The organism is Pedobacter sp. AW31-3R, assembly GCF_052180285.1.
Classification (GTDB): Bacteria; Bacteroidota; Bacteroidia; order Sphingobacteriales; family Sphingobacteriaceae; genus Pedobacter.
Genome location: NZ_CP197475.1, coordinates 382429 through 406072, shown reverse-complemented (window position 1 = coordinate 406072; position 23644 = coordinate 382429). Strand labels below are relative to the sequence as shown.

General features: G+C 42.0%; 23 protein-coding genes. 4 read left to right on the top strand and 19 right to left on the bottom strand.

Annotation, left to right across the window (positions count from 1 at the left end; genetic code table 11):
* Window positions 1-6: 6 nt before the first annotated feature.
* Both ACSBL2_RS01725 and ACSBL2_RS01720 read left to right on the top strand, forming a co-directional pair.
* Window positions 7-1518: a sigma 54-interacting transcriptional regulator gene (locus ACSBL2_RS01725; protein WP_442589958.1), complete on the top strand. Its 1512-nt coding sequence runs from the start codon at window positions 7-9 to the stop codon at window positions 1516-1518.
* A gap of 27 nt (window positions 1519-1545) precedes the next feature.
* Window positions 1546-2823 carry a metallophosphoesterase gene (locus ACSBL2_RS01720; protein ID WP_442589957.1) on the top strand — a complete coding sequence of 426 codons (1278 nt, stop codon included), beginning with the start codon at window positions 1546-1548 and terminating at the stop codon, window positions 2821-2823.
* Window positions 2824-2869: 46 nt separating this feature from the next.
* Here ACSBL2_RS01720 and ACSBL2_RS01715 read toward each other — a convergent pair whose 3' ends face one another.
* From ACSBL2_RS01715 to ACSBL2_RS01705, 3 genes are read right to left on the bottom strand one after another with little or no spacing between them, the layout of a single operon-like run.
* Window positions 2870-3559: a response regulator transcription factor gene (locus ACSBL2_RS01715; RefSeq protein ID WP_442589956.1), complete on the bottom strand. Its 690-nt coding sequence runs from the start codon at window positions 3557-3559 to the stop codon at window positions 2870-2872.
* Window positions 3560-3564: 5 nt separating this feature from the next.
* Window positions 3565-5232 (bottom strand): sensor histidine kinase, encoded by a 1668-nt coding sequence (locus tag ACSBL2_RS01710; protein WP_442589955.1) that lies wholly within the window; start codon window positions 5230-5232, stop codon window positions 3565-3567.
* 11 nt (window positions 5233-5243) lie between these two features.
* Complete coding sequence (locus tag ACSBL2_RS01705; RefSeq protein ID WP_442589954.1) at window positions 5244-7130, bottom strand: S9 family peptidase; 1887 nt, start codon at window positions 7128-7130, stop codon at window positions 5244-5246.
* Window positions 7131-7344: 214 nt separating this feature from the next.
* Here ACSBL2_RS01705 and ACSBL2_RS01700 point away from each other — a divergent pair, with 214 nt between their 5' ends.
* On the top strand, window positions 7345-9153 hold the full coding sequence (locus ACSBL2_RS01700) for a tetratricopeptide repeat protein (RefSeq protein WP_442589953.1): 1809 nt from the start codon (window positions 7345-7347) through the stop codon (window positions 9151-9153).
* Window positions 9154-9169: 16 nt separating this feature from the next.
* Window positions 9170-9472, top strand: a complete 303-nt coding sequence (locus ACSBL2_RS01695) for a DUF4286 family protein (protein ID WP_442589952.1) — start codon at window positions 9170-9172, stop codon at window positions 9470-9472.
* Window positions 9473-9567: 95 nt separating this feature from the next.
* On the opposite strand, the gene ACSBL2_RS01690 is transcribed toward ACSBL2_RS01695, so the two are convergent.
* The 16 genes from ACSBL2_RS01690 to nrfD form a co-directional block, all read right to left on the bottom strand.
* The gene (locus ACSBL2_RS01690) at window positions 9568-10410 is read right to left on the bottom strand and encodes an OmpA family protein (protein WP_442589951.1); all 843 of its coding nucleotides are present in this window, start codon (window positions 10408-10410) and stop codon (window positions 9568-9570) included.
* Between the two features lie 2 nt (window positions 10411-10412).
* Window positions 10413-11069: a DUF2461 domain-containing protein gene (locus tag ACSBL2_RS01685; protein WP_442589950.1), complete on the bottom strand. Its 657-nt coding sequence runs from the start codon at window positions 11067-11069 to the stop codon at window positions 10413-10415.
* 84 nt (window positions 11070-11153) lie between these two features.
* Window positions 11154-11405 carry a hypothetical protein gene (locus ACSBL2_RS01680; protein WP_442589949.1) on the bottom strand — a complete coding sequence of 84 codons (252 nt, stop codon included), beginning with the start codon at window positions 11403-11405 and terminating at the stop codon, window positions 11154-11156.
* Between the two features lie 60 nt (window positions 11406-11465).
* On the bottom strand, window positions 11466-12038 hold the full coding sequence (locus ACSBL2_RS01675) for a DUF420 domain-containing protein (RefSeq protein ID WP_442589948.1): 573 nt from the start codon (window positions 12036-12038) through the stop codon (window positions 11466-11468).
* Window positions 12039-12063: 25 nt separating this feature from the next.
* Window positions 12064-12771 carry an SCO family protein gene (locus ACSBL2_RS01670; RefSeq protein ID WP_442589947.1) on the bottom strand — a complete coding sequence of 236 codons (708 nt, stop codon included), beginning with the start codon at window positions 12769-12771 and terminating at the stop codon, window positions 12064-12066.
* Between the two features lie 3 nt (window positions 12772-12774).
* Complete coding sequence (locus tag ACSBL2_RS01665; protein ID WP_442589946.1) at window positions 12775-13128, bottom strand: cytochrome C oxidase subunit IV family protein; 354 nt, start codon at window positions 13126-13128, stop codon at window positions 12775-12777.
* Between the two features lie 47 nt (window positions 13129-13175).
* Complete coding sequence (locus ACSBL2_RS01660) at window positions 13176-13883, bottom strand: cytochrome c oxidase subunit 3 (protein ID WP_442589945.1); 708 nt, start codon at window positions 13881-13883, stop codon at window positions 13176-13178.
* Window positions 13884-13913: 30 nt separating this feature from the next.
* The gene (locus ACSBL2_RS01655; protein ID WP_442589944.1) at window positions 13914-14504 is read right to left on the bottom strand and encodes a cytochrome c oxidase subunit 3; all 591 of its coding nucleotides are present in this window, start codon (window positions 14502-14504) and stop codon (window positions 13914-13916) included.
* A 9-nt stretch (window positions 14505-14513) separates the two neighbouring features.
* A complete protein-coding gene (gene cyoE, locus ACSBL2_RS01650; protein ID WP_442589943.1) occupies window positions 14514-15416 on the bottom strand; it encodes a heme o synthase in 903 nt (300 codons plus the stop codon).
* A gap of 2 nt (window positions 15417-15418) precedes the next feature.
* Window positions 15419-16489 carry a COX15/CtaA family protein gene (locus tag ACSBL2_RS01645; protein WP_442589942.1) on the bottom strand — a complete coding sequence of 357 codons (1071 nt, stop codon included), beginning with the start codon at window positions 16487-16489 and terminating at the stop codon, window positions 15419-15421.
* Between the two features lie 88 nt (window positions 16490-16577).
* Complete coding sequence (locus tag ACSBL2_RS01640; RefSeq protein ID WP_442589941.1) at window positions 16578-18476, bottom strand: cytochrome c oxidase subunit I; 1899 nt, start codon at window positions 18474-18476, stop codon at window positions 16578-16580.
* Between the two features lie 20 nt (window positions 18477-18496).
* Entirely contained in the window at window positions 18497-19750 is a 1254-nt protein-coding gene (locus ACSBL2_RS01635) for a cytochrome c oxidase subunit II (protein ID WP_442589940.1), read from the bottom strand.
* Window positions 19751-19814: 64 nt separating this feature from the next.
* On the bottom strand, window positions 19815-21032 hold the full coding sequence (locus ACSBL2_RS01630; RefSeq protein WP_442589939.1) for a quinol:cytochrome C oxidoreductase: 1218 nt from the start codon (window positions 21030-21032) through the stop codon (window positions 19815-19817).
* A 14-nt stretch (window positions 21033-21046) separates the two neighbouring features.
* Window positions 21047-21652, bottom strand: coding sequence for a c-type cytochrome (locus tag ACSBL2_RS01625; RefSeq protein ID WP_442589938.1), 606 nt, complete (start codon window positions 21650-21652; stop codon window positions 21047-21049).
* Window positions 21624-22160, bottom strand: coding sequence for a DUF3341 domain-containing protein (locus tag ACSBL2_RS01620; protein ID WP_442589937.1), 537 nt, complete (start codon window positions 22158-22160; stop codon window positions 21624-21626). Before ACSBL2_RS01620 ends, ACSBL2_RS01625 begins: the two co-directional genes overlap by 29 nt.
* A 2-nt stretch (window positions 22161-22162) precedes the next feature.
* On the bottom strand, window positions 22163-23635 hold the full coding sequence (gene nrfD, locus ACSBL2_RS01615; protein WP_442589936.1) for an NrfD/PsrC family molybdoenzyme membrane anchor subunit: 1473 nt from the start codon (window positions 23633-23635) through the stop codon (window positions 22163-22165).
* Window positions 23636-23644 lie beyond the last annotated feature (9 nt).

Here is a 23644-nt window from a genome sequence, read left to right as displayed (position 1 = left end):
AATCCTATGGAGCACAACCTAATTAAAACTCTTGGCGACTTAAAAGCCTCCAACTATACCTCACTTACTGTTAAAGATGAACTGCGCAAGAACCTCATCCAGCAGCTTCAAAATAAGGATGCAGGTTTTGAAGGAATCCTCGGATACGAGGATACGGTTATCCCTGAGCTGCAGACAGCCATCTTATCCAGGCACAACATTCTGCTGCTTGGCTTACGCGGGCAGGCAAAAACACGGATAGCACGCCTTATGGTCAATCTGCTGGATGAATATATACCTTATGTTTCCGGTAGCGAGATCTTCGACGACCCGCTGAATCCGATTTCCTGGTATGCACAGCAGGAAATTGCACTGCATGGCGATAATACACCTATCAGCTGGCAGCACCGCTCTGATCGCTATACAGAAAAACTGGCTACACCCGATGTAACCGTTGCCGACCTGATCGGTGATGTGGACCCAATTAAAGCAGCAACTTTAAAATTAACTTACAACGATGAAAGGGTGATCCATTTTGGCTTAATCCCTCGTGCACACCGCAGTATATTCGTGATCAATGAACTTCCCGATCTGCAGGCAAGGATCCAGGTAGCCCTCTTTAATATGTTGCAGGAAAAAGACATTCAGATCCGTGGATTCAAGCTACGCCTTCCACTGGATGTACAATTTGTATTTACTGCCAACCCTGAAGATTATACCAACAGGGGTTCGATTGTTACCCCTTTGAAAGACAGGATTGAAAGCCAGATCCTCACACATTATCCGAAAACAATAGCGATATCCAGAAAGATTACTTTCCAGGAAGCAAAAATTACGGAATCCCAAAAAGTAAATATTGAGGCCGACGGATTAGTAAAAGACCTCGTTGAACAAGTGGCCTTTGAAGCCCGTAAAAGTGAATTTATTGACCAGAAATCCGGAGTCTCCGCCAGGTTAACTATTTCCGCCTATGAAAACCTGATCAGCTCAGCTGAACGCAGAATGCTGATTAACAGAGAGAAAAATACTTTTGTACGGTTATCAGACCTCACCGGAATTATTCCCGCAATCACCGGAAAAATAGAACTGGTCTATGAAGGAGAACTGGAAGGCCCCGCTAAAGTCGCCAATACACTCCTGGGCAAATCTATCAAGACACTGTTTAGCCGTTATTTCCCTGATCCGGAGAAAGCTAAAAAGAGCAAGGCAGCAAGCCCTTATGAGAAAGTGCTGGAATGGTTCGCAGATGACCATACCCTTGATCTCTCTGATAGCCTTACTGCTGCACAATATAAAAAAGAACTGATGCAGGTCGAAGGACTGAATGAGCTTGTTAAAACATTCCATCCTAAATTAAGTGCCAATCAAACTCTTTTGTTAATGGAGTTTGCCTTACACGGACTTGCAGAGTATTCACAACTGAATAAAAAATATCTTAATGGCGGTTTTGGCTTCTCAGACATGTTTGACAGTTTATTTAATACGGATCTGGACGATGAAGACGAGGATGAAGATGAGCTGAACATGGGTTTCCGCTAGTCATCAAATAACATATAACAACAATTAATGGGACGATTACCCTTTCTTATCGCAGGATGTGCTTTAATCCTTGCTTTTGACTATTACTGCCTGACAGCTTTACTTGCTGTCTTCGAAAACTGGAGCCAAAAAGCAAAAAAAAGACTATCCATCATCTACTGGTCAGTTAGCCTGTTGCTAATTGCCGGGATTTTTGCAGGTCTCTTCCTGAATATCTTCCTGTCTCTCCGCGCAGTGATTATGGTGGCTTTTTTCCTGCTTACTGCATGTAAAATTGTCATGCTTCCATTCCTTCTCATCGACGACCTGCGCAGACTGACCATCAAGTTATTACGGTCCAGAACCTCGGAAAATACTGAAAATAACCACACGGATCATACCGAAACAGTAAAACAAACCGGTAATGGAGAGCCGATCAGCAGATCTGCCTTTATTGTTAAAGCCGGACTTGTTGCTGCAGCCGTTCCATTAACCTCCTTAACCTGGGGTATTGCTTCAGGAGCATACGATTACCAGGTGAGGAGAAAAACCCTGATCTTACCCAATCTTCCGGCAGCATTTGAGGGCATCACGATGGGACAAATCTCCGATATCCATTCCGGTAGCTTTTACAACCAGAAGGCCGTTAAAGGCGGAGTCGATCTGTTATTGGGAGAGAAACCCGACTTCATCTTTTTTACCGGTGATATTGTCAATGATATGGCCTCGGAAATGAGGGACTACCAGGATATCTTCAGTAAGGTAAAAGCACCTTTAGGCGTTTATTCTTCCTTAGGGAACCATGATTATGGGGACTATCTTTTCGGGAAAGAGCCCTCAGCGGCAAAAACAAAAAACCTGCAGGATGTGATTAAAACACATGAACTGATGGGCTGGGACCTGCTGCTCAATGAACACCGCCGTTTAAAAGTTGATGGAGAAGAAATTGGTATCCTGGGAATTGAAAACTGGGGCCTGGGCCGCTTTCCGAAGTACGGGCGCATGGATCTTGCCACTAAGGATACAGATGATCTTCCTGTTAAATTATTGCTGTCACACGATCCTTCACACTGGCGGGCCGAAGTATTACCAAAGTATCCCCAGATTGATGCCATGTTCAGCGGTCACACCCATGGTATGCAATTCGGTGTGCGTATAAAAGATTTTGATTGGAGCCCCATCCAGTATATCTATAAAGAATGGGCTGGTCTGTACCAGGAGCAACACCAGCAACTGTATGTCAATGTAGGTTATGGGTTCCTGGGCTATCCCGGAAGAGTGGGTATGTTACCGGAAATCACGATATTCACCCTCAAAAGAGGCTAAAAGGATTTAAGGAGAGAAAGTCGTTATGGCCTTCTCTCCTCTATATTTATCCCGCATTGAAACGGTATCCTACTCCTCTTACCGTCTGCAGCAATTGCGGATTGTCTGGATTCGATTCAATCTTTTTCCTGAGCCTTACAATGTGCATATCCAGTGTACGGGTATTCACATCGGAATTATATCCCCATACCACCAGCATCAGTTCATCACGATTAATCACCTTATTAGGGTTTCTAAGGAAGTATAAAAGAATTCTGTTCTCCAGTATCGTTAATTCGATTTTCCTGCCGCTACGGTATAGCGTATGCACATTCGGATGATGTTCCATATCATCAAAGCGGTGTATCTCCGAACGTTCATTATTGATCAGGAATTTAACTTTGCTTTCCAGCATGGCGACCAAAACATCCATGTTAAAAGGTTTGGTGACATAATCGGATGCACCAAAACTATAGGCATCGATCTTATCCACATCCTGTGCTTTTGCCGTCATCATGATCACCAGGTTCTCGAATCCCTGCTTACGCACTTCCTCGCATACCTGCGCACCCTGTTTACCCGGTAACATCCAGTCCAGCAAAACAATATCCGGCTTTTCCTCCATAATCGTTTTTACGGCCGCCTCTCCGTCCCCTATTTCCAGCACTGTATATCCTTCAGCTTTCAAGCGGTGTACAACCAAAAACCTTAAGTTTTCATCGTCTTCGACAATAAGTATTTTAATTCCTTTAGACATATCTATTAATTATTATAAGGAAGCACAATTTTAAATTCTGTTCCCTTGTTTACTTTACTTCTCACTGTTATTTCACCTTTCATAAAATTCACCAGCTCCTTACAAAAGGCGAGGCCAAGACCTACACTGCCATTCTGGTTGTACTGATTCTGTACCCGGTAAAATTTCCTGAATACATTATTAATCTCTGATGCAGGAATACCAATCCCCTGATCGGTGAATCTAAAAATAACCTTATTCTTAATCATTCGGGCAGTAATATGAAGTTTTTTATGTTCAGGTGGCGAATACTTGTACGCATTCTCAGCAAGGTTATCAAAAAGACTGCCCAGCAATACCGGATCGGTGGTAAAAGTTGTAAATCCCGAAACCTCATAGGTAAAATCAAAATCGGGATGTTTCAGCTGATGGGATTCTACCGTACTTTCAATAAAGTCTTCAATATAAATCTCGTCCTGGTTCAGCTGTATGGCATTGTTTTCAATCTGCGTAAATGCCAGCAGCTTATTCATGAGCCCATTCAGTTTATCGGCCTCTTCATCCAGGATCCGGCCATATAGCTTTAGCTCCCGCTCCGTTAACACAGTCGCACTCTTAATGTTGTTACCTGCTATTTTGATCACACTTACCGGGGTTTTAAATTCATGGGTAAGGTTATTTACGAAATCATACTGCAGTTTAAACATCTTATGGTTGATATTCAGGTTCCGGTAGATCAGGAAAGCTACCAATACCAGTACCCCATAAAAAAGCAGCATGATCAATGCGATAGGCAGGAAATAACTTAAGATCTCTTTATCAACAAAGGACTTCGCAGAGATAAAATACAGCTTATAATCAGAAAATGGTCCGGGTAAGGTGATCTCAGTGGCAATATAATCAGACGAAGTTGTCAGGGGATCATAGGTTAAAGGCTCTATCCTTATATTCTGGTACAATAGCGGACGTGTATTCAGGATCTTGATCTTGTACGGATCGAGCATGAAGGTTAACATATCCTGCTGATAAACAGGTGATGGATACAGGTCCCTGCGCAGCATATCTTTATAAACCTTCAGATCTTCCTTTCGTGGTATATTAAGATAAGTAATCTTATTGGACCTGATATTGCTGAAGTTTGTAAAAAGTTCATCCTGAGGGGGTGTCCTTGTGGTATCCAGTGCTTCAATATATGAAATGAGCTTGATACCCAATTCGTTGAAGTCATCCCGTTTACTAAATTTGCGCGGATCATCTTTTGAAAACAACTTCACGGAATCCATGGGCACAAAATCACCAAACTGATAGATATATTTTGGGCCGAAAGAAAAATGTCCCAGATTTAAACCATCCTTTACCCTGACGTTCTTCACCTCACAATCGTAAAAGATCACCTTCGAAACAAAAGGATAGGCCGTTAATACCGTATCAACAAATTTGGCGGTCGTAGCCGAGTCAAGATACCCGTTATAATAGGAAATCTCCGGGATCTTATTCTGAAAGAAGTCATTGTAAGGTTTGATACTTTCCTCCAGTACTTTTACCTTCTCCGAGACAAACTCATTTTCAATAAATTTCTTACTGAAGTTATAGGCAAGAAAAAGTGAAAGTATAAAGAGGGCTGAGATCAGTGCAATAAAAATCAGGATCAGGGAAAAATTCTTGCGGTAGCCAGTAAATCTTTCTGCAATCATAGGTGCACAGGCTATTTCTTAGACAAATTGGTAGCAAGGAACTGTTCCAGGGCTGTGTACAGTTTTTGTCTGTCCTCTTCCCCCTGTGCAGAAAGCTCATTGTTTTCTTTCTCCAGATAGGTTACACTTACATTTCTCTTTTTCAATTCTTTAACAAACTGAATAGCTTCCCCTGCATTACTCCGCGGATCTTTAGGACTTTGGGTGATAAAAACAGGGACATGGATTTTATCGGCATGGAATACCGGAGATGCCTGCCGCATATAATCAACTTCCGTCACTGGATTTCCTATAATCTCGTAATACATCTGTAAGTTAGTCTTTAAAAATGGCGGTATGGATTTCAGGTAACTGAATAAATTGATCACCCCGGAATTCGATCCCCCACAGGTATACATTCCATTATCCGAATATAAACTATTTAATGCAATATAACCACCAAATCCCGTGCCGTAGATCGCAATCTTTTTAGGATTCGCAACACCTGAAGCGATAAGCCACTCCACACCATCATTGATATCATTCCTTATTTTCCCTCCCCATTCGCCAAAACCGGCAGCCGTGAAAGATTTCCCATAACCTGATGAACCACGGTAGTTGATCTGAAATACCGCATAACCCCTGTTGGCCAGGAATTGTACCTCTGCATTATACCCCCATGAATTCCTGTTTCCCGGCCCCCCATGTGGCAGAACAACCACAGGCAGATTCTCCGGCTCCCTGTTCAATGGAAGTGTAAGATAGCCGTGAATTTTCAACCCATCCCTTGAAGTATAGGTCACAGGTTTCATTGCACACATCTCCGAGACCTCAATCGAGGGATTAAAGTCACTCAGCTTCCGGACCGTCCCCTTATCTGCGTAATAGATATAATAAGATCCGGGATTCCGGTCTGTAAATGTCCTTACAATAAAGATATTTTCCGCCTTGTCCCTGTCAATAATCCTCGACTCTGTCCCCGGCAATAATTTCTCCAGTTGCTGGTACAACTTCCTGGTCGGCTGATCCAGAAAATACATTTCTTTCTTCCATGATTCACAAACCACAAAGGCCACTTTTTTCTTTGTCCGGGAATACTGGGCTTCAACCACATTCAGGGTATCATTTCCAAACAGTACCTTATCTTCTTTTCCGGTACTGCAATTCAGTTCCACCAGCGCATTTTTATCCCTGTTTACATTGGAAATCGCATAAACAATATTTGGCCGCTGTTCAGATATCGCAATAGGCTTACAGGTGGTCTTGAAATTATTCGTAATTACGGGCCTAAATGCCTCATTTTCCGTATTTCTATAAAGCAAAGTTTCATTTACCCCATCACTGGATGTGGCCAGCCGAAGCCTTCCCGTGGCATCGGTAATCCATTCCGTAATATTCCCCGGATTTCTTACGGCCATATCCATCTGTCCGTTAAGGACATTCAAACGGTACACATCAAAAACAGTAGAGTCTCTTTTATTGGACGAAACCAACAGGAACTTCTCATCTATCAGCTGATCTTTGAGTACACGCATCTTGCCATTCCCATTCAGCAGACGCTCGTTCTTCCCGTCTTTATCAATGATAAAAACATCAGCCTGTCTTATTGCATTCTCTCTTTCCTTGTAATAAATCAGTTTCTCGTTGCTTACCCAGAAATAAAAATAGATATTCTTCTTATTCAGCTGCGTCAGCTGTGTCGACTTACCTGTGGAAAGGTCTTCCACGAATAGATTCTGCTTCCTGCCCTGCATGCTCAGATAGGACAGCGTCTTTCCGTCCGGAGAAATACCATAAGACTCTTTTACCTGCGACCTGAAAAAATCTGCCACAGGAATTATCCTCACTTTCTGCTTTTGCTGACAGGCAGCAAACAGAAGGGCAAGAACAAGCAATAAATATCTTTTAGATCCTGTCATGATAACTGATAGTCTGCAAAAATACATAACACGGACACTCCAAACAGATTATACACCAACATTGTTACTTTAAAGAGTCCATTTGGCCATACCTATCAAAATTAATACGGAACAAATTGCCCGGTTACAATCCCAACCCGAAAACTACAGTAATCCGGTAAGACATGCAAGTCAAATATTTATTAATTTAGTATCGAAATTTTGTGCATATCCCATGAAGGCCCTGCTGCTGAGTATCCTCTTCCTTGCCATTGCTGTTCCGTTAGCTGCCCAGAACACTAACGCACATGCCATTGCTGTGCAGTATTATGAGGATGGCGAATATCAAAAGGCAGCAGCACTGCTGGAAAAATTGTTTTTAAAGAGCCATAGTCCTGATGACTTCGACCTTTATCTTAAATCACTCTTCAAGGCCAAACAATATGAGGATGCAGAAAAGATGCTGAAGAAACTCATCCGGCAATATCCGGGAGTACTAAAATATGAGCTTGCCCTTGGCCGGACATACAAAGAACGCGGAGAGCAGGAGAATGCCGCAAAAGTATTCAGCCATATCATTGCCACCCTCCCCGAAGATGAATTCCTGATCAGGGATATCGTCAATGAATTATACCAGGCACAGGAATATGATATGGCTATAGAAGCCTTCCTGCAGGGACGGAAAGTGATGCATAATGAACAGCTCTTTACCTATGAACTACTGAATATATACAGGTTCAAGAAAGATAAAACCAGGTTAATTGAAGAATACCTCAATGCACTGGCCAATATGCCACAACTCCTGCCGCAGGCACAAAATGTACTGTCTGTCCTGTTTGAGACAAAAGCAGATTACCTGCTGCTGCAAAATGCCTTATTGAAGAGAATTCAGAAAGACCCGCAGAACGAATCTTATGCGAAACTGCTCAGCTGGCAATATATCCAGCAGGAAGAATATGAAATGGCATTAAGACAACTGATTGCACAGGATAAAAGAACGAAGGATGATGGCAATATCCTGTTTTACAATGCACAGATCTTTATCGCCAATAAGGCATACGACACTGCTGTAAAAGCCTATACCTATTTATTGTCAAAAGGAAAAGAGAATCCATATTATCTTCCCTCAAAACTGGCCATGATTGATGCACGTTACCAGTTACTGATTCAGGGAAGTACCAGCAAACCAGAAATTGAAGCCCTGGCAAATGAATACCAGGACATCCTCGATGAGTACGGCTTGAACAGGGGCACACTCTTCGCCCTGCAGAAAATGGCAAATATCCAGGCTTATTACCTGTCTGATCCGGCTAAGGCCCAGGAATCATTAGAAAAAGCAATCAGCCTACCCGGCATCCCGCCTATGGAAAGCGGAGAAATCAAACTGGCCCTTGGGGATATTTATGTCCTTAACCAGGAACCCTGGGAAGCAATTCTCATGTATGAACAGGTGTCTAAAGGACTAGAGAACCAGCCGATCGGAAATGAAGCCAAATACCGCTCGGCAAGGCTTTCTTTTTACCAGGGAAACTTCAGCTACGCAAAGTCCCAGTGCGATGTGCTGAAGGCCGCTACAGAACAACTGATCTCCAATGATGCCATGGACCTCAGTCTCCTCCTTTCCGAAAACCTGGAAACACCCGCAGATACCCTGGCACTGAAAATGTATGCCAATGCAGCATTGCTCCTGTTTAAAAACCAGACCGCACAAGCCTTATTACAACTCGACAGTATTTCCCTGAAATATCCTCGGCATCAACTGGCCGACGATATCCTGCTTAGCAAATCACGCATATACATTAAAAATAAAGAGTTTAACAAAGCCGCAACAATACTTGGCGCACTTGTAGCCAAACCGCAGAAAAACAGGCTTACTGATGATGCCCTGTTCACACTTGCAGGAATATATGAAGAACAGCTGCAGGATCCGGAACAGGCAAAACAGCTTTATCAGCGGCTGATTACAGATTTTCCAGGCAGCATGTACATTGCCGAAGCCCGCAAACATTACAGAAAACTTCGCGGGGACAATATTGGGTCTTAGTTCCTATCTTTGTGCCATGTTATTATACAATGTAACCCTTATAATTGAAGAAAGCACCGAAGCAGCATGGCTGCAGTGGATGCAGGAAGAGCATATTCCTAAAGTATTGGCTACAGGCCTCTTTGTTTCCAACAGATTACTTAAAGTCGTAGATTCCCCAAATGAAGGCGTAACCTATTGTGCCCAATATGTTGTGGAAAGTCTGGCAGATTATGAAGCTTATCAACTGAACCATGCTCCTGCCCTGCAGGAAGAATTAAACCTACGCTTTAAGGACAGGTTCGTCGCTTTCAGAACCTTAATGGAATATGTAGATTAAACGCTTTAGCCTGGCCGGTAAGCTGTAAGAAACTGAATAAAAAAGGCAGCCGGGAAAAATATCCCGGCTGCCTTTTTTATAGATTTCAGCAATTGCTATTTCTTGATTAAATCGTATAGTTCATCCAGCTTCGGCGATAAAACAATCTCTATTCTGCGGTTCCGGCTCCGTCCTTCAGCCGAAGTATTGGCTTCCAGGGGCTGGAATTCTCCTTTACCTGTAGCTGTTAACCTGATTCCGGGAACCTTTTCCGTATCAGTAAGGTATCTCACCACAGATGTTGAACGCAATACACTTAAATCCCAGTTGTCTTTGATCTGACCCAGGTTATTGATTTTTTGTGAATCCGTATGTCCTTCAACAGCGATAATAATTTCAGACTGCTGCTTCAATACTTTCGCCAGTTCAGTAAGGGCCTGTTTACCTTTCTCATCTATCACAATACTCCCTGATGGGAACAACAATTTATCAGTCAGGGAAACATACACCTTGCCATTTTTCATTTCTACGGTCAAGCCATTCTGAGAGAAGCCCAATAAAGCCTGTTGTAGTTTCTCTTTAAGCTTATTGGAAGCCTCATCACGTTTACGCAACACTTCTTCCACTTCCTGCAAACGCTGTTCACGTTTTTTAAGATCGGCGGAAAGTTTGCTGATCTCGGTAGAGCTGTTGCTTCTCAATTTTGTATACTTCCCATCAATCTGGTCATATTTACCCTGTAATTCGTTCAGGCGGCCATTTAAGTCAGCGGTATCCTTTTGCAGTCCGGAAATTGTTTTCCTCAGTTCCTCTCCGGAAACCTGTGACTCTCCCCATCCGGTACTCAGGGAATCTTGTCTGGCCAGCAAGGCTTTATATTTCTTAGGAGAAAGAACTACACAGGAACTGAATGCACTGGCTAATAATCCAATGGCCAAAAATAAAGCAATTTTCTTCATAATTATTGTACTACGGCTCTTCGCAAAAACTGAACGAACGGATAAACACCCGAAAAAGCCTTTTTTAAATGATTTATAATAGAGGGCTTAAATAATTCTTCATCTTTAATCGGGAATGAGGCGATATAACTTTTAAGCTTCAGCAGGTCAATATGCGGATGGGTGATCTCGTAGCCCTTTGGCGCATTTTTTAACGTATCCTCCCTGCTCAGTTCGAACATACCGCTGAAATCCTTATGCCCAATGACCTCCAGAAATTCTGAAGTATTGTAATCAATCTCTTCCCTGATATTTTTCAGGTCTGCCGCCTCCGGCATCCAGAAGCCAGCGGCAAAAAAGGATTTTCCCGGCTGGAGGTGCAGGTAATACTCCGCTCCCCTGTCTCCCTTACGCTTAAAGGAAATCCCGTAATTATTTTTATAGGGATCTTTATTTTTACTGAACCTCACATCCCTGTAAATCCTCATCAGGCATTTCTTCGCCTGGGTTTCCATCGGGTATTCAGGTGCTGCATCAGCAAGAATGGGAATCAGTTCTTCTACGAAAGAAAGCACATCAGCCTTTGCAGTCTCATAACGTTCCTTATTCAGGGCAAACCATTCCCGGTTATTATTTTCAGCTAATTCGGTTAAGAAACCAAGTGTTTCAGGTTTAATCATGTCTATGAAAATTTTTTACAACTCGACACTGGAAAAGCAAATGTCATAAGATCAGTCTGCAGACACTGCAGCAATTTGCAGAACTCAGGAAGTTGGGGTAGTACGCGATTGATTACGGTATTTTTTATACCACAGGATACCTAAGGCCGCAATCATCACATAAGGAATAGCCAGCAGGTAAAGAACCCCTGAATTCAGGCCCTTAGTTTGGGTGTTGCCATTTTTAGCGCCCTGCTCTGCACTGATCGTACACATGGCACACTGCGCAGAAACGACAGTGACATTTGATGACGATAACATCAGGACAAACAACATCAGATAAATAACCTTCTTCATAAAATAAATATAATTATAAAACGGTAAAAACTCGCAATTGGTACACCCGAAGGTACAGCCTTAAAAATTATAATAGGGGGAGATCATCAGGTACACAATTACCCCGGTGACTGCAACATACAACCAGACAGGATAGGCCCACCTGACAATTTTCCGGTGGCGTTCAACCTGCATGCTAAATCCACGTAAAAAGCTGATCAGGATCAATGGCAGCACAATAATCGCCAGCAGAATATGGGTAATCAGGATAACGAAATAAATGATCCTTGTGATCCCGACAGCAGCCAGTTCAGCAGCAGAAACAAGACCATCATGATTGATGTCCCCATACTTCGTATCCTTCTCCCATAAATGAAACAAAATATAGAAAACAAGGAACAACGCGGAAAGAATAAAAGTAATCACATTGGTTACCTTATGCGCCTGTATATTCTTTCTTTTGATAAAAATCAGGGACAGGATAAGCAATACCGAACATACGGCATTGATCCCTCCGATCACATGCGGCAAAAGATAAATGAATGAAGGTTTATATTCCGGTGGTGGAATAACCTTCAAAATAATGACTACCAGTAATACAACGGCGCTTACTATCCAGATCAGCCGTAAAAAGAATTTGTCGTTTAGTTTCATTTTTTGTGTTTGTCAATGGAATAACCTAGCGGCCATCCCTCATATTTCTCAGTTCTTCAGCAATCAATACCTTAATCTCATCATCCAGCTTGGAAAGCGCCTCCTGATTGGTGGCATCATAATAACCTCTGATACGGTGCTGAGAGTCTATAAGCACAAAAAGGTTACTATACGTAAATTTACGCTCCCCCTTAACAATTTCCTGTTGTACATCAATAAACAGGTCCTTGTTTACCCAGTGATACAGTGCAGTACTGTCACCGCTCAATAAATCCCATTTTCCGGCAGCAGCAGTTAACTTTTCAGCATAGGGCAGAAGTGCTGCAGGCGTATCCCTCACCGGGTCAATACTTAGTCCTGCAAACTGCATCAGCTTGTTCCTGCCATAGGTTGTTGCATATACTTTCATTGCCTTACCGGAGAAATCTACCGCATAATTATTACCATGGGTATAAAACAGGTTCATCAGCAGAATTTTCCCCTTATAGGAGGTCCAGTTCACCGTATCCCCTTTCTGGTTCACCAATTTAAAGTCGCCAATCTGGTGATACACCGTATCAGGGATTTTTACTCCCTTTTTAAAATGAAAAGTAGCAGCCACTTTTTTAGGGCCGAAAACAGGAAGGGGTTTGTACCTGTTCTTACCCTGTTCCACAAGTTCATAATATAAAAATCCCGGCACCGCTAAAATGGATACCAGGATTAATACTTTTTTTATTGAAGCTAACTTCATGAATTAAATATTCATATGTGTATGCAGGTATCCGCCTTCAATTAACATCAGCGTGATAAAGTAAATGATAAAGATAAAAGAGAGTCCCAGGGTCAGCTGCAGACCAACCTTCTCATATTTCAGGTGCATAAAGAAAGCTACAATATAATAGGCTTTCAATAAAGTCAATAAGATGTAAGCAATGTTACCGGCAGTTTGTGAAGCCATTCCCTTTGGTAAGATCACCAATGCAATCACAAATTCTACCACGGTTATCCCCAATAGGATGAAGAATACCTGCCAGATTTTTGCTTTGCTTAAGCCCGCATGCTCGTCATGCCCATGCTCTTCAGTGCTGTGTGTGTTATGTTCAGACATAATATTTTTTTTTATAATGTATTTCTTGGATCTTGTTAAATAGGGAATTAAACCAGGTAGAAGAAGGTAAATACGAATACCCAAACTAAATCTACAAAGTGCCAGTATAATCCTACTTTCTCTACCATCAGGTAATGACCGCGTTTTTCAAAAGTACCATTGATGGTCATGATCAGGATAATTATATTCAGAATCACACCAGTGAATACGTGGAAGCCGTGGAAACCAGTAATTGTGAAGAACAGGTTAGCAAATTGCTGTGCTGCCACTTCTGAAACCTGGCCATCAAAGAACTGCTGTAAGTGTTCTGCATGAGGGATAGTACCCCACCAGAAACCTTCGTGGTGTAAGTGTGTCCACTCAATAGCCTGACAGCCCAGGAACATAAAACCACCAATAACAGTAGCGATCATCCATCCTACAACTTCATTCTTGGAACGTCTGTGACCCGCTTCAACAGCCAATACCATCGTTACAGAACTCATGATCAGGATAAAAGTCATTATACCTACGAATACAAGCGGTGCGCCCGATTCAACTACGCCAGGAATAGACTGGAATACCAGATCCGGATCAGGCCAGGTGAATTTTGTGAAACGCTGTGCGCCATAGTATACCAGTAATGAGGAGAATGTAAATGCATCTGAGAGCAAGAAAAACCACATCATTATTTTTCCGTATTCTACATTCCATGGTGAACGACCACCACTCCATGGAGTAGATTTTACCTGATCTAATTGTGTCAATGAATCCATTTTAAAAATTGTAATAGTTTGTTAAAGAGTCTAACTGTTCAAAAGTAAAAAAACATAAAGATATATCCACAATATATCGATAAAATGCCAGAATATAGAGGCAATTTCTATACGGTATACTGCAGTTGCCTGGGGAACGTTACGATAAGCGCCCCAAAGGCTGTTCAGAATAATCAAAAGCCCTGCGAAAATATGCAAAAGGTGCATTCCGGAGATGATGTAGATCAGCGAAATGGCCGCATTGTTATTGACCAGCGTTGCCCCTGTCTGGTATAAGGCAGACCAGGCATCGAATTGCAGGTAACCGAAACCGGCACCAAAAGCCACGGTCAGCCACAAGAATAATTTTTGCGACTGTACCTGCTGCTTTCGTACCGCTTTCGCGGCCAGAAACAGGAAAACACTGCTCAATAGCAGAATAATTGTGCTGTATAAGAACACATCCGGAAGCACTAAACCATGTCCCTTGCCCTTAGAGGCAGCAAACACGATATAGAAACTGGTAAATCCTCCAAACATGATTGTTGAAGACACCACAAAAAGCCAGAGAATGAATTTCTTAGCTTTACTCGAAGGATTGGCTTCAGGCCTGATCTCTTCTTGATTTAATGTATGTACCATATATAAAATCTATTTACCTATAAAATCAAACAATAATATCAATTGCACCAACGGGATATAAAAGAAGGAACAGAACATGACCTTACGCGCGGAAGGAACATCCAGGTTCAGCAGCAATTTATAACCATACCAGGCAAAAAGCAATCCGGCAACCAATGAAAATCCTGCGATATAATAACCGCCGAAACCATAAAACGTTGGCATTAAACTTACCGGAATTAAAATCAGTGTGCTTAAAAATACCATTACCGCGCTCACTTTATCCTTTTTCCTGGTAGGAAGCAACCTGAAACCTGCTTTACTGTAATCTTCATCCAATACCCAAGCAATAGCCCAGAAATGCGGAAACTGCCATACAAACTGTATCAGGAACAAAATCCCGGCGATCTCATAATCTACCGGAAGAAAGTTAGTCGTGCGTCCCAGCGCAGCCAAATAGCCAATCAATGGTGGCAATGCTCCTGGTATTGCTCCTACAAATACAGCTATCGGAGATTTTCTTTTCAGCGGTGTGTAAGCAAAGGCATACAACAGGATCGAAAATACTGAAAGCAGACCAGTCTCCAGGTTGAGCTTGCCCAGTAACCAGGTCCCCAGCATGCCCATGATCAGTCCCAGTACCAATCCCTGTCCGGTAGTCATTCTGCCGGCAGGCATGGGACGGTCTTTTGTACGCGTCATCAGTTTATCAAGGTCGACTTCAATAATCTCATTGAAGCAATTGGCGGCTGCAGTAACCAGAAAACCTCCGGCTATCAGGATAAACCAGTTGCCCCAGTCAATTCCGGGAACTTCACCACGGGCAACCTGCATTCTGGATCCAATTAAAAAGGTAATTGAAGCAGAAAACACGACCAGGAAAGTAAGGCGGAATTTAACGAGTTTAGAAAAATCTGAGAAAAATACTTTCAATTCTAATTTGTTTTAATGTTAGTATAAGTGTTTGTCCTGTACACCAGCAAATACAAATAGAATTGCAGGGTGAATAAAACTGTTGAGAACACTAAATGTATAACCTGCGCAAACGGAGGAAGTGCAAAGTTAGACAATATTAATCCACTTGCAATCTGTATCAGTAAAACCAATGCAATAGAATTACTCAACCTCAGCTCCGTAGCCTTTCCCCCGAACTTATCCACCACGAACTGGTAAACCAGCAGATTGACCACCAGTACAAAGACGGCAAGATCACGGTGGTAGGAAAAAGTACTGCCAACCTTTCCAACCCAGGTATCACGGTGCTGGTAAAGCAGGCTCTTCGAGATGGCATCTATCGCTTCCCTGACTTCTGTTCCAAGTGTAATCTGAATTACACTGCAGAGTAAAGCCAGCAGTATCAATAGTTTCAACCACCACACCTTGGCAATTACAGCCACATGTTCCTTGTACAGGTCGCTGCTGTAGTAATAGGTATAAACCAATATCGCCAGGATCACCAGTGCAAGCAGCATATGTACAGTAACAATCCATGCCAGCAGGTTAGTAGAAACAACAATCGAACCCAGCCAGGCCTGGAAGCCTACGACAATAAGATTGACAAAACTCAGGACAATAATCCTTTTGGCTTTCTTTTTATAGGTGAAGGAATATACCGTCAATGCCAGCAATAAGAATCCGGTAACAGCTCCGGCAAGCCTGTTGATATACTCCGTCCAGGTTTTAGATACATTAAAGGTTTCCGGAACAGTAATCGTCTGATCATGGCGGATACTATCTGCCAGGTCTTTCTTTCCCATTTTATCCAGTAGCTTCGCAAAGCGCTCGTTTTTAGCAAGCCTGCCCGCCACATACTTCTCTTTATAGTTTGCAGGTAACTGATCTGCCGAAGTTGGCGGTACATACTGATCAAAACATTTAGGCCAGTCCGGGCAGCCCATACCAGAACCTGTACTCCGCACTACTGCTCCCGCAAGGATAAGTACTAAAGTAACAATAATGGTAATAAGGTTTAACCGGATAAATCTACGTTCAGATTTAGGAACCATCTAGGCTGTGTATTAATAAAAAATGAGGTTACTGAATAAGCATTATACTCAAGCAGATAACCTCATTTAAATATGTTATAAAAGGATACTAGTGAAAGTGTGCATTTACTTTATCGGGATTGTTTTTAGCATCCCATTCTCTTTGTATACGCTCAGATTCTGCATTACCTTCAAAGTCATGAGGCATATTTGAATTCATTGTCTGAGAATAAGGCACAGTCTGAGGAATATAATCTTCTTCAGCACCAGGTTTACTGTAATCATATGGCCAACGGTGAACTGTTGGAATTTCTCCCGGCCAGTTGCCATGGATATGTTCAACCGGTGTAGTCCACTCCAGTGTATTAGATTCCCATGGATTCTGGGTTGCTTTTTTACCGAAGAAAATAGAAGAGAAGAAGTTATACAGGAAAGCAACCTGTGCCAGAGCAGCAGCAATTGCAGCCCAGGTAACGAAAACGTTCACAGTCACCCATTTCTGCATAAATTCAAACTCAGTGAATGCATAATAACGACGTGGTACACCATCAAGACCTAAGAAGTGTAATGGGAAGAACACCAGGTAAGCACAGATAAAAGTAGTCCAGAAGTGCAGGTAACCCAATTTACTGTTCATCATTCTTCCGAACATCTTAGGATACCAGTGATAAACACCCGCAAGCATACCAAAGATTGCAGCAGACCCCATTACCAGGTGGAAGTGGGCAACAACGAAGTAAGTATCGTGTAAGTTGATATCCAGTGAGGCGTTACCTAAGAATATACCGGTTAAACCACCAGAGATAAAGAAGGAAACCATACCAATAGCACATAACATTGCAGGAGTAAACCTGATGTTACCGCGCCATAAAGTAGCCAGATAGTTGAAAGTTTTTACAGCTGAAGGAACAGCGATAATCAGTGTGGTGATCATAAACACACCACCCAACAACGGATTCATACCGGTTACGAACATATGGTGACCCCATACAATGAAAGATAAGATCGTGATCCCCATCAATGAGTAAACCATCGCATGGTAACCAAAGATTGGTTTTCTTGCATTCACAGAAATAACTTCTGAGGAAATACCCAATGCAGGCATGATAACGATATATACCTCAGGGTGACCAAGGAACCAGAATAAATGCTGCCATAAGATTGGAGAACCACCTTCATTAGGTAATACCTGAGTACCGATAACGATATCTGAAAGGTAGAAACTTGTACCAAAACTACGGTCAAAAATTAATAATACCACACCCGCAACAAGTACAGGGAAAGATAAAACTCCCAAAATAGCAGTCAGGAAGAACGACCAGATCGTCAATGGCATTTTCCAAAGGTCCATACCTTTAGTACGCATGTTTAATACCGTACTTACATAGTTGATACCACCCATCAGCTGTGAAGCTACAAAGATGAACATACTGATCAACCACAAAGTCATACCCAGACCGGAACCAGGAATAGTTTTTGGCAATACAGATAACGGAGGATAAACTGTCCATCCGGCACTTGCAGGTCCTGTTTCAATAAAGAATGAAGCCATCATGATGATACAGGCCAAAAAGAACATCCAGTAAGAAAGCATGTTCATAAATGGCGAAGCCATATCCCTAACCCCCAATTGAAGAGGGATCAGTAAGTTACTGAAAGTACCACTCAGTCCTGCGGTAAGTACAAAGAATACCATGATCGTTCCGTGAATGGTCACGAGTGCAAGGTAAAAATCAGGTTTAATCCTTCCTCCTTCTGCCCATTTACCTAAAAACGTTTCCAGAATAGGAAAGCTTTTATCTGGCCATGCCAGCTGAAGACGGAATAAGATAGACAATCCCATGGCGATAACCGCCATAACGATACCAGTTATTAAAAACTGTTTAGCGATCATCTTGTGATCCTGGCTAAAAATGTACTTCGTTATAAAAGATTGTTCGTGATGACCATGGTCGTGACCGTCATGGTGATCGTTGTTATGTGTATCGTGTAATGTTATAGTTGACATAATGCGCTATTCCAGTATAATTATTTTTTTAAAGCCGGTGTGTTCATTGCTACAGCAGACGAATCTTTAGCAGCTGTAGCGGTGCTGTCAGCCGGAGCCGATGCAGGCGCTTCAGTAGCTGCGTCTGGTACGATTGGTAAGTTAAATGCTTTCCTCAAATCGTTATTAATAATCTTAGGTTGTGTAACTACCCATGCATCATACTCAGCCTGAGTAACCACTCTGACAACTTTCTGCATGTTATAGTGACCTGAACCACAAATTTTTGAACAATAGAAAAGGAATTTAAATGCCGGATCGTTTACTTTAGTCTTCATGTCGGCCGTAGTAATCGTAGGTGTGAATTCAAAATAAGAAGTCATACCCGGAACAGTGTTTAACTGTACCCTGAAATGCGGCATATAAAAACTGTGCAATACGTCTTTACTGGTCAGGATCAGCCTTACTGGTTTTCCAACAGGAAGAACCATCTCATCAGCCATCTGGTCATCAAGGTTATTCTTGTCATTGAAATCCTGTCCCAATGAGTTGATACCAGTAATCAGTTTATAATTTTTCACCCCAACTACACCATCAGCACCCGGATAACGGATCGTCCATGCAAACTGCTGTGAAGTAATCTCAATGCTTAGCGGTTTATTGTTCGGATCTTCAATTTTGTAAAAAATTGATCTCCAGGTAAGGAATCCCATTAAAACCAATATCGTCAGCACCAAAGCAGGAACAATTGTCCAGATACGCTCCAATGCATTGTTATGTGGATAATAATATGCTTTTCTCTCTCCTGAATGTTTGTAAAAATAAGAGAACAGGAACAATACAATGTGTGTACCGATAAATACGATAGTAGTTAAAATCAACGTGATGTTAAACATCTGGTCAATTTTCTCTCCATGCTCTGATGCGGCATCAGGCAGGATCATTTTTCCATGAACTGTATATTCGAAATAAACACCGTACAATCCAACGATTAAGAAAAGTACAAAAAGAACACCATTTACAGTATTCCAGTTAATTCCAGAAGATTTTTCCTGAGCTTCACGTGTCAATTCATACACCTTAAGTGCTTTACCAACTATTGCTATAAATAAGCAAAGCAGTAAAAATAACATGGCGTAAAATGCAACCGACTTATAAATCGGAAACATATCAACAGGTTTTGCGGCGGCGACAGCACCTGCAGCTTGTGCAAATGCGCTGGTATTTGCAAACACAGTAACAATTACTGCGAGGGCCGCTATCGTCTTATTGCTTATATATTTTCTTAAACTCATTTTCTTAAAAAGTAGTACGATGTACTTCTGCTATACTAATAATTATATACTCTCTATTCCAGAATTACAAATGGTGATTCAAGCTCTCTTCCAGAAGAGGGTGATTCTTTGCAATTAATGGTTTCTTACTTAATGAAGTTAATACGGTAAAGGTAAACAAGCCTACAAAACCAATAGCTGTTCCTATTTCAATAATACCAAATCCGTTCGTACCTTCTTCTACAGCTCCTGGCATAATCATCTGGTAGTAATCTACCCAGTGACCGCACAATACAACGATAGATACAGCCAACAGGATATTTTCCTGTCTTTTATTATCACGGTCCATTAACAATAATACCGGTGACAAGAAGTTCAACACCAGGTTCAGGAAGAACCAGAACTTATAGTATTCAAATCTTTTATAAAAATACACAGTTTCTTCCGGCATGTTGGCATAATAGATCAACATAAATTGAGCAAACCATACGTAAGTCCAGAAAATAGAGAAACCAAAGATGAATTGTCCCAGGTTATGCAGGTGACTATTGTTCACCCATTGCATGTAACCTGCTTTTCTCAACAGGATGATGATGATCGCCATAGTCGCTAAACTGCTCACCCACATGGCTGCGAAGTTGTACCAGCCGAACATGGTAGAGAACCAGTGTGCTTCCAGTGACATCACGGTATCAAACGCAAAGATTGGCGTAGTGAAACCATAGATCACAAGGAAAATACAGGAATATTTAAAACTCTTGGTGTAAGAATTCAAACCACCTTCTAAATCTTCATTATTGGATAATTTAGCCAGTAAGGTAGCAAAGAAGCAATATATACCTAAGAAAATCACCTGACGGCCCATAAAAAACGGAACGTTAAGGAAGGCTGATTTACCATCAATCAGTTTATCATAATGCGGTGAATTCGGATCTGTTAAACCATCGGCATGCCAGTGGTGGTAAAGATTATGCGTATATAATCCCAAACCGATGACCGCGATCAGGATCACGACTGCGATTGGCAGTGTTTTCGCCATCGCCTGAGGTACGCGAAGTATAGAGGCAGACCATCCGGCCTGTGCTACAAATTGAACAGCTAAAAAGAATGCGCCCGACATACAAACACATGCAAAGTAGTATGCCATTAGTAACAGGTTGGCAAAAGTCCGCTCATGATTTTCATGATTGGTAAAACCGTAAGCAATACTAGCCACACCGATAACGATAGCTACAATACTTAAAGTCTTCGCCTTTCCTGTAAACTCAAACTGCTCAGTTAAATTATAATTGTGAGTTCCCATTTATATCTGCTTTTCTATTGTATTTGTTGTAATTGTTGAACATACATCACCACTTTCCATCTTTGGTCAGGAGTAAGTTGTGAAGCATGAGACCCCATGTTATTTAAACCGTACATAATGGTGTGATAGATTTTACCTTCTGATAAATCTTTCATCATACCACCACGTGAAGATGCTGCATCTCCATGATAAGAAGGCACTCCTGTGAACTTCTCAATCTGAACAAGGTGTCCCTTACCATCACCTTTATCACCGTGGCAAGGGCCACAGAAAACAGTGAAGTAATGTTTACCTGATAACATATTCTGAGGTGTCTTCGCCAGCGGATTTTTCAATTCCAGTCCTGCTGCTTCATAACCCTCTTTGGTATTTGCGTATTCATATTTAACAAAACCTACCGGAGTCGTGTTCGGCGGAGGTGTTTGTGCAGTCTGCCCGTTTGCAAAGTTTTTATTGGGCTGGTCAGGATTGTAAGCAAGAGGGTCATACATATTCCTTGCATACTCTAAACCTGTGCTCTTATTATCGCTGCATGCTGATATCGATGCAACCATGGCAAGAACAACAAATGAGGCTGCAACTATTTTATTCTTATTCATAGCTAATATACTTCCTTTCATTGTGCTTAACTTCTATAGCACCAGCTTCTTTTAGTAATCCGTCAATTTTACTGTGTTCCGCATTTTGCTGTGCGTCTACAGCGAGAATAAATCTGTCATCTGTAGCCCTTAAGTCCATCACTCTCGGTGCTCTTCCCGGGAAAAGGTGAGTAGATGCATAGTAAGATCCTACCAGACCAAATGCAGTGAACAAAATGGTCAGCTCAAACATAATCGGAATAAAATCCGGTAATGCAAAGGCAGGTTTACCACCGATGTTATTCTGCCAGTCAACCACTGATGTCAGATAGATCAGCGCAAAAGCTGACATTGTTCCTGTAATCCCGCAGAAAAACGCAAGAACATCCAATCTAGACCTTTTAATCCCTAACTTGGCTTCGATGCCGTGTATAGGCATAGGCGTATAAACATCATGGATCTTAATGTTGTTCTCCTGTAACTTTTCAATGCCATGCATTAAATCATCCGGATCGCCAAAACTGCCTAAAATATATTTGATATTACTCATTGTTATATTTTTGCGTATTCTTCTTGTTTAACACTATCAAATTTCTCTAAAGATTCTACGTATTCATCTACATAAACCTTATTCAGGTGGCCTCCCTTAATCTGCTTAAGTTTTTCCTGCTCACTTGATGATTTAAGAATCATTTTCACCTCTGCAATTGCAATAGATGGAAGCACCCTTAAGAACAACAGGAACAATGTAAAGAACACGCCGATGGAACCTACGAACACACTCACATCTACCCATGTCGGATAGAACATCGCCCAGCTTGAAGGAAGGTAATCACGGTGCAGTGAAGTCACGATAATTACAAAACGCTCAAACCACATACCGATGTTTACCACAATAGATAAGATCCATGTTGCAGGAATACTCAGACGGATTTTTTTGAACCACAACAACTGCGGAGAAATTACGTTACACGTCATCATCATCCAGTATGCCCACCAGTATGGACCGGTAGATCTGTTGATAAATGCGTATTGCTCATATTCAGAACCCGAATACCAGGCAATGAAGAACTCAGTCAGATAAGCCACACCCACAATTGATCCCGTTAGAATGATGATCTTATTCATCGATTCGATGTGGAACATGGTGATGTAGTTTTCAAGTCCCAATACCTTACGTGCCACCAGCAATAAGGTTAACACCATCGCGAAACCAGAGAAAATCGCACCGGCAACGAAATAAGGAGGGAAGATGGTAGTGTGCCATCCCGGGATAACCGAGGTTGCAAAGTCCATCGATACAATCGTGTGTACGGAAAGTACCAGTGGAGTAGAGATACCTGCAAGGATCAGAGACACCGTCTCAAAACGCTGCCATGTTTTCACGTTACCATTCCATCCGAAAGAGAAGATAGAATAAATCCTGCGGCGTAAACCAGTTGCACGGTCACGGATGGTAGCGATATCCGGTAAAAGACCTGTATACCAGAATAAAAGGGATACAGAGAAGTAAGTAGAGATCGCAAACATATCCCAAACCAGCGGGGAGTTAAAGTTTACCCAAAGGGAACCGAACTGATTCGGTAATGGCAATACCCAGTAAGCTAACCATGGTCTTCCCATGTGGGAAACCACATATGTTGCGGCGCAGATAACGGCGAAAATAGTCATCGCCTCTGCAGATCTGTTAATTGAGTTCCTCCAGTTCTGACGGAAGAGTAAGAGTACCGCTGAAATCAGCGTTCCGGCGTGACCGATACCAACCCACCATACGAAACCGGTGATATCCCATGCCCATCCTACTGTTTTGTTTAGTCCCCATGCTCCGATACCGAACCAGAAAGTATAACTTACGGCTACCAGCCATAAGCTAGCCCCGCAAAGGGCTGCTATAAAACCTATCCACCATGCCCTGTTCGGCTTATTCTCAACTGGCATTAAAATATCATTCGTAATTTTTCCATACGTGATATCCGTGCCGGTGATTAATGGTTCTCTTAATATTGATTCGTTATGTCCTGACATAATTTATTT